At 73.0% G+C, this 7205-nt stretch carries 8 protein-coding genes; 3 read left to right on the forward strand and 5 right to left on the reverse strand.

The window, feature by feature from the left end; all coding sequences use genetic code 11:
- Positions 1 to 108 precede the first annotated feature (108 nt).
- The 4 genes from ACFV0G_RS28325 to clpS all read right to left on the reverse strand — a co-directional run bounded on the left by ACFV0G_RS28325 (position 109) and on the right by clpS (position 3177).
- Entirely contained in the window at positions 109 to 540 is a 432-nt protein-coding gene (locus tag ACFV0G_RS28325) for a Mov34/MPN/PAD-1 family protein (protein WP_380553972.1), read from the reverse strand.
- A 55-nt stretch (positions 541 to 595) separates the two neighbouring features.
- Positions 596 to 2038, reverse strand: coding sequence for an amino acid permease (locus tag ACFV0G_RS28330; protein WP_380553974.1), 1443 nt, complete (start codon positions 2036 to 2038; stop codon positions 596 to 598).
- A 188-nt stretch (positions 2039 to 2226) separates the two neighbouring features.
- A complete protein-coding gene (locus tag ACFV0G_RS28335; RefSeq protein ID WP_380553976.1) occupies positions 2227 to 2802 on the reverse strand; it encodes a DUF2017 domain-containing protein in 576 nt (191 codons plus the stop codon).
- Positions 2803 to 2883: 81 nt separating this feature from the next.
- Positions 2884 to 3177 carry an ATP-dependent Clp protease adapter ClpS gene (clpS, locus tag ACFV0G_RS28340; protein WP_380553978.1) on the reverse strand — a complete coding sequence of 98 codons (294 nt, stop codon included), beginning with the start codon at positions 3175 to 3177 and terminating at the stop codon, positions 2884 to 2886.
- Between the two features lie 150 nt (positions 3178 to 3327).
- On the opposite strand from clpS, the gene ACFV0G_RS28345 reads away from it, so the two are divergent.
- Both ACFV0G_RS28345 and ACFV0G_RS28350 read left to right on the forward strand, forming a co-directional pair.
- The gene (locus ACFV0G_RS28345; RefSeq protein WP_380553981.1) at positions 3328 to 4650 is read left to right on the forward strand and encodes a nicotinate phosphoribosyltransferase; all 1323 of its coding nucleotides are present in this window, start codon (positions 3328 to 3330) and stop codon (positions 4648 to 4650) included.
- Between the two features lie 116 nt (positions 4651 to 4766).
- On the forward strand, positions 4767 to 5357 hold the full coding sequence (locus ACFV0G_RS28350) for an isochorismatase family protein (RefSeq protein ID WP_380553984.1): 591 nt from the start codon (positions 4767 to 4769) through the stop codon (positions 5355 to 5357).
- Positions 5358 to 5429: 72 nt separating this feature from the next.
- On the opposite strand, the gene ACFV0G_RS28355 is transcribed toward ACFV0G_RS28350, so the two are convergent.
- Positions 5430 to 6476 (reverse strand): hypothetical protein, encoded by a 1047-nt coding sequence (locus ACFV0G_RS28355; protein WP_380553987.1) that lies wholly within the window; start codon positions 6474 to 6476, stop codon positions 5430 to 5432.
- Positions 6477 to 6791: 315 nt separating this feature from the next.
- Between ACFV0G_RS28355 and ACFV0G_RS28360 the strand changes: the two genes are divergently transcribed.
- Positions 6792 to 7205, forward strand: a 414-nt coding sequence (locus ACFV0G_RS28360; RefSeq protein ID WP_380553990.1) for a hypothetical protein, incomplete at its 3' end; no start/stop codon positions are given.

Raw genomic sequence — 7205 nt, forward strand, 5'->3', positions numbered from 1 at the left:
GCCCCCCCCCCACACTCCCAACTCTATTCCCGCCCGTCTGGGGGGCGCGGAGCTGTTTATACGCGCCCGGGGGGGGGGGGGGGGCGCGCCGGCCGCGGCCGCGGCGGGTCAGGCCGCGTACTCCTCGACGACCTGGACGTCTTCCTCCGTGATCACGCCGTCCACGATGCGGAACGAGCGGAACTCGTAGGGGTCGTTCTCGTCGTTGCCCTCGGCGGTGGAGACCAGGACGTAGTGCGCCTCGGGCTCGGAGGCGTAGCTGACGTCGGTGCGCGAGGGGTAGGCCTCGGTGGCGGTGTGCGAGTGGTAGACGATCACCGGGACCTCGTCGCGGTCGTCCATCTCGCGGTAGAGCTTCAGCAGGTCGCCGGAGTCGAACTCGTAGAAGGTGGGCGAGCGGGCCGCGTTGAGCATCGGGATGAACCGCTCCGGCCGGCCGCTGCCCTCCGGTCCGGCGACCACGCCGCAGGCCTCGTCCGGGTGGTCGGCGCGGGCGTGGGCGACGATCCGGTCGCGCAGTTCTCGGGTGATGGTCAGCATGCGGTCAGGATAGCCAGCGGGTGGTCGCCGGCCCGCCCCCGGTCCGGCGGCCGTCTCAGCTTCCGGACTCGGTGGCCAGCGGCTGCTCGGTGCGGCCCCGGACGGCCTCGGGCCGGGTGCGGGCGAGCACCAGGTAGCCGCCGCCGAGCAGGGCGGCCCAGAGCGGGAAGACGTAGAGCGAGATCCGGGCGTCCGGGTCGAAGCCGATCAGGACGACGACCAGGGCCAGGAAGGCGAGGGCGAGGACGCTCGGCCAGCGGCCGCCCGGCGCCTTGAAGGCGGGGGCCGGGAGGCGGCCGCCCTGCCAGGCGCGCCGGTAGCGGAGCTGGCTGAGCAGGATGACCGCCCACGTCCAGAGCCCGCAGACGGTGGCGACCGAGGTGATGTACTCGAACGCCTTCCCCGGTGTGAGGTAGTTGAGGACGACGCCGATCCCCATCAGCAGGCAGGAGGCGGTGATCGCGACGGCCGGGGTGCGGCGGGCGTTGAGCCGGGCCGCCCCGGCGGGCGCCTGGCCGCGCAGGGCGAGGTCGCGCAGCATCCGGCCGGTGGAGTACATGCCGGAGTTGCAGGAGGAGAGGGCCGCAGTGAGCACCACGAAGTTGATGACGGAGGCGCCGGCCGGGATGCCCATCTTCTCGAAAGCGGCGACGAACGGGCTGGTGCCCGGCCGGAACTCGGTCCACGGGACGACGGCGAGGATGACCGCCAGGGCGCCGACGTAGAACAGGGCGATCCGCCAGGGCAGGGTGTTGATGGCCCGCGGCAGGGTGCGGGCGGGGTCGCGGCTCTCGCCCGCGGTGACGCCGACCAGTTCCACGCCGAGGTAGGCGAACATGACGATCTGAAGGGTCATCACGGTCGAGCCGACGCCCTGCGGGAAGAAGCCGCCGTCCTGCCACAGGTGGGTGACCGACGCGGTGTCGCCGGCGTCGGTGAAGCCGAGGGTGAGCACGCCGATCCCGATCAGGATCATCCCGAGGATGGCGGTGACCTTCACCATGGAGAACCAGAACTCGATCTCGCCGAAGAGCTTCACCGAGATCAGGTTGGCCGCGTAGAGCAGCACCAGGAAGGCCAGAGCGCTGGCCCACTGCGGGATGCCGGGCTCCCAGAAGCGGACGTAGACCGCGGCGGCGGTGGTCTCCGCCATGCCGGTGACCACCCAGAACAGCCAGTACGTCCAGCCGGTGGCGAAGCCCGCGAAGGGGCCGAGGAACTCCCGGGCGTACTCCGCGAAGCTGCCGGAGACCGGGCGGTAGGTGAGCAGTTCGCCGAGCGCCCGCATGATCGCGAAGATCACCACGCCGGCGACCGCGTAACTGAGGATCAGGCTCGGCCCGGCCTTGGAGATCGCGGTGCCCGCGCCGAGGAACAGGCCGGTGCCGATGGCCCCGCCGATGGCGATCATCTGGATCTGGCGGCCGCCCAGGCCCCGTTCGTAGCCCTCTTCCTCGGGCTGGGCGGCGACCGCCTCGTCGTACGCCTGATCGGCCATGGCCACCGTCCTCGGGTCGTGGAGAGGTGGGAATTCGTACCACGGCACGTCCGGTGACCGGTGTCCATCTGAGCGCTATTTGAGCATGTCACGACCCGATTGGGTGGATACGGGTGAAATGACGGCACCCCCTGTCCAGCATGCGGACAGGGGGTGCATCGGGCGTGCGGGCCGCTGCGGACCGACGGTCAGCCCGCCATCGCCTCCAGCAGGGACTCCTGCATGCCGCCGAGCCAGAGGTAGGCCATCACCAGGGGCTTGCGCGGGTCGGAGTCGGGCAGCGCGTACAGGCCCTGCTCGTCCTCCTCGCTGACCTCCAGGCGGGCGCCCAGCGTCAGGCGCAGGTCGTTGAGCGCGCCGAGCCAGCGCAGGCACTCCTCGGCGGGCACCTTCAGCACCCCGCCCTCGCCGCCGAGCCCGTCCAGGGCGCGGACGACGGCCAGCGCGTCGTCCCGCTTGCGGGCCCGCAGGTCCAGCTCGGTGTAGCGGCGGAACTCGCCGGACATCGCGCGGGTCTCCGAGTCGACGGGCTCCCCGGGCTCGCCGTACGCGTCCGGGAAGAGCCGGGCCAGCGCGGGGTCGGCGGGCGCCTCGGTGGGGCCCTCGGCGAACAGTGCGGCCAGCGGATCACCGCCCGTGCCGCCCGGCCCGGGCCCGATCAGCTCCAGCATCTGCACCTCGAGCGAGCGCAGGATGGAAGCCTCCACCTCGTCGAGCGCGATCGCCGCGCCCCCGTCGCCGGCGCTCTCGAACAACCCAGCCATGAGTTCTGAATCAGCCCGTCTACGTGTCGTCGTCTGCGTGCATGTGTGGGTGCCGCCGCGCGGTGCGGCGGCGGGGAGGAGTCAGTCGTGCTGGAGGGTGGCCCACAGGCCGTATCCGTGCATCGCCTGCACGTCGCGCTCCATCTCCTCGCGGGTGCCGCTGGAGACCACGGCCCGCCCCTTGGTGTGCACCTCCATCATCAGCTTCCGGGCCTTGTCCTTCGGGTAGCCGAAGTAGGCCTGGAAGACGAACTGGACGTAGCTCATCAGGTTCACCGGGTCGTTGTGGACGATGGTCACCCACGGCGTGTCCGGTTCCACCACGGGCTGGCTCTCGACCTCCGGACGCTCGATCTCGACCGGCGCGACACTCACGACTGGCTCTCTCCTCTGCGGATGACCGGGGGTGAAGGAGCGTCCTCCCCACCCTCATGCTTCCATCCGGGCGACCCGCGGGCGAATCCGGGTCATCAACCCGGGCGGGAAATCGTCACTTTGACGCTAAGTGGTAGTAGCATCATCCCCATGGACGCCAACACCGCGCACCGCTCCACTGCGCTGCTCACCGACCGCTACGAGCTCACCATGCTGCAGGCCGCCCTGCGCAGCGGCGCGGCGCACCGCCGCTCGGTCTTCGAGGTGTTCACCCGCCGTCTGCCCAACGGCCGCCGCTACGGCGTCGTCGCAGGTACCGGCCGGGTCCTCGACGCGGTGGCCGACTTCCGCTTCACCACCCCCCAGCTGGACTGGCTGGCCGACCAGCGGGTGGTGGACGACGCCACGCTGCGCCACCTGGCGGACTACCGGTTCACCGGCGACATCCACGGCTACCCGGAGGGCGAGGTGTACTTCCCCGGCTCGCCGCTCCTGACCGTGGAGGGCACCTTCGCCGAGGCGGTGATCCTGGAGACGGTGATCCTCTCGATCCTCAACCACGACTCGGCGATCGCCGCGGCCGCCTCCCGGATGACCGCCGCCGCGGGCGAGCGCCCGGTGATCGAGATGGGCGCCCGGCGGGCCCACGAGGGCGCCGCGGTCGCCGCCGCCCGGGCCGCCTACATCGCGGGCTTCAGCGCCACCTCGGACCTGGAGGCCGGCTTCACCCACGGCATCCCGACCACCGGCACGGCCGCCCACGCCTTCACCCTGCTGCACGACAGCGAGCGGGACGCCTTCACCGCCCAGATCGAGTCGATGGGCCGGACCACCACGCTGCTGGTCGACACCTACGACCTCGCGGAGGCCGTCCGCACCGCCGTCGAGGTGGCCGGGCCCACGCTCGGCGCCGTCCGGATCGACTCCGGCGACCTGACCCTGCTCGCCCACCGGGTCCGCCGCCAGCTGGACGACCTGGGCGCCCACAAGACGAAGATCATCGTCACCTCGGACCTCGACGAGTACGCCATCGCGGCCCTGGCCGCCGCACCCGTCGACGGCTACGGCGTCGGCACCAGCCTGGTCACCGGCAGCGGGCACCCGACCTGCGCGATGGTCTACAAGCTGGTCGCCCGGGAGTCCGTCCCGGGCGGGCCGCTGGTGCCGGTCGCCAAGCGGTCGGCCGGCGGCAAGACCAGCGCCGGCGGCCGCAAGTGGGCCGCCCGCCGGCCCGACGCGGACGGCGTCGCCGAGGCCGAGGTGGTCGGCACCGGGCCGGTCCCCGCCGAGCTGGAACCGCACCTGCTGCACGTGCCCCTGGTGCAGGGCGGCGAGATCACGGGGCGCGAACCGCTGGCCGCGGCGCGCGAGCGCCACCTGCACGCCAGGGCCGGCCTGCCGCTGTCGGCCACCCAGCTGTCCAAGGGCGAGCCGGTCATCGTCACGGAGACCGCCACCGGCGCCGGGGCCTGAGGCGCACCGGCTCTTCCGCCGGTGCGCGCCACTCCCTACAGTCGTCTGTCGACACCCCGCACCGTCCACCCCCGCGCCCCCGAACCGGCGCGGACCACCACCGAGAGAAGCGAGCCATGCACCGGGCCCTGATCGTCGTCGACGTGCAGAACGACTTCTGCGAGGGCGGCAGCCTGCCCGTCGCCGGCGGGGCCGAGGTGGCCGCGGCCATCACCGACCTGATCGCCGACGCCGGCCCCGGCTACACGCACATCGTCGCCACCCGCGACCACCACATCGACCCCGGCGCGCACTTCTCCGCCGAGCCCGACTACGCCACGTCGTGGCCGGTGCACTGCGTCGCCGGCACCGAGGGTGTCGGCTTCCACCCGAACTTCGCGCCGTCGGTCACCTCCGGCGCCATCGAGGCGGTCTTCGACAAGGGCGCCCACTCGGCGGCCTACAGCGGCTTCGAGGGGATCAACGAGAACGGCGAGACGCTGGCCGGGTGGCTTCGCCGACGGGACGTCAGCGAGGTCGACGTGGTGGGCATCGCCACCGACCACTGCGTCCGGGCGACCGCCCTGGACGCCGCCCGGGAGGGCTTCACCACCCGCGTGCTGCTCGACCTGACGGCGGGTGTCGCGGCCGCCAGCACCGAGCGGGCACTGACCGAACTCGCCGCCGCCGGAGTCGGCCTGACGGGCGACCCGGTCGTCCGCGGCTGACCACCGCTCCCCCGTGGGCGGTGGCCCCCGCACATCCGACCGCGCGGCCGGCTCCCCGGCCGGCCGCTGCGGTCAGCGCTCGGTGACGACCAGCTCGACCAGGTCGGCGCCGCCGGCCCGGAAGGCCTCGCGCAGCTCGCCCCCGACGGCGTCCGGCTCGGCCGCCACCCGCTCCCCCGACACGTAGACCACCCGCACCCCCAGGTACTCCATCCGGTGCTGCTCGCTGCGCACCCACGCCTCCTCGCCCTCGCTGACGCAGCGCAGGTCGGAGTCGACGGCCACCGCCACCCCGACCGACGGCCAGTACAGGTCCGGCACGGCCACGTAGGTGCCGCCGCGCATCCGCAGCTCCGGCCCGGCGAGCGGCACCGGGAGCAGCCACTCGTCGACCAGTTCGCCGATCCGGTCGAGCACCGACTCCCGCCCGGCGGCGAGCAGTTCGTCCACCGCGGCACGGACCCGCGGCTCACCGAGCAGCCTGGCCCCGGCCAGCTCGTCGACCAGCTCGCGCAGGGTGCAGCCGCCCTCCGTGCGGGTGACCGCCTCGCGCAGCATCGCGCGCAGCAGCGCCGGGCGCACCACCCCGGTCTCGAACGCGCCGGCGTCCGTCCACTCCCGGACGGCGTCGGCCACGGCGCGGGCCACCGGCGCGCAGGCCAGCCCGTGCACCGAGTGCGCCACCACGCGCCGGGCGGTGCGGCGGATGCGGACGGCCCCGGCGTCCTTCAGCCGCCGCTGGCGGGGCACCAGCACCTCGACGCCGGTCACGGCCGGCAGCCGGGGCACCGAGGCGAAGCCGTACAGCGCGAGCGCGGCAGCGCCGGTGATCACGGCGGTGGAGCGCTCGTCCGACGCCTCGGGGCCGGTCGGGGCCGGGCGGTCCTGCGCCGCGTACAGGAGCGCCGCCCACATCCGCTGCTCCGGGGTGGGATCACCGTCCTGCAGGAGGTACACCCTCGGCAGGAGCCGCTGCCACGGTCCGCCCGGCCGGCAGTAGTCGGTCACGGCCCTGGCTGGCACCCCGCGGGCCCGGAGCTGGCCCGCGGTGACGACGTTCTGCTGACGCCGCGCCAACTCTTCCAGGGACAGGGGCTGGGAAGGGATCCGGTAGGTCATGCCGACACACTCCCCATCGCCACCGGCACCGCACGCCCGACCTGACGACCTGTTACGCAACCGTCGCCAAAACGGGACTGCTCCGCACTAAAGCCCCCATACCCTCACCCATTCGACGTATAGGGTGTTCACTCGAATGCCGGATTAGATCGGACTTGGGTCACGACGATCCGGTTTTCATCGAATCCGTACATCATGGCGCAGCGCGGCCCGCACCCCCATGATCAGCGGCTTTTGACCGAGAGTGACCAAGGCCATACGGTGAAGCACCACCCCGGAGCCACCGCGGTCCCCCGGATTGCCTACCATCGGCACATGCCACGTGACGAGATCTCCGGTCTGCGCGCCGCACAGCTGCGCCTCGGCCGCCTGCCCGGCTATGTCCGCCGGCCCGACCTCGCCCGCCGCAACAGCGACGACGGCCACACCTACAAAAAGGGCTGGGAGGTTCGCTTCACCGCGCGCACGGAAGCCGAGATAACGGAGATCCGCGACCTGGTCGTCGCGGCCGGATTCGCCCCCGCGCGGCCGTTCTTCAAAGGCCACCAGCTGATCCAGCCGGTGTACGGCATCGCGGCGGTCCAGGCCTACCTCGCCGCCCGCGAGGCCGTGGAGGAGGTCACCCGCACCCGCCGGACGGCCCCGATCCCGGGCCAGACGCGCCGCGAGGCCGCCGCCCCCGGCGCGGCGGGGGGGGGGGGGGCGCGGCGGGGGCGGCCGGCCCGCGCG

Source organism: Kitasatospora sp. NPDC059571 (genome assembly GCF_042735675.1).
GTDB lineage: Bacteria > Actinomycetota > Actinomycetes > Streptomycetales > Streptomycetaceae > Kitasatospora.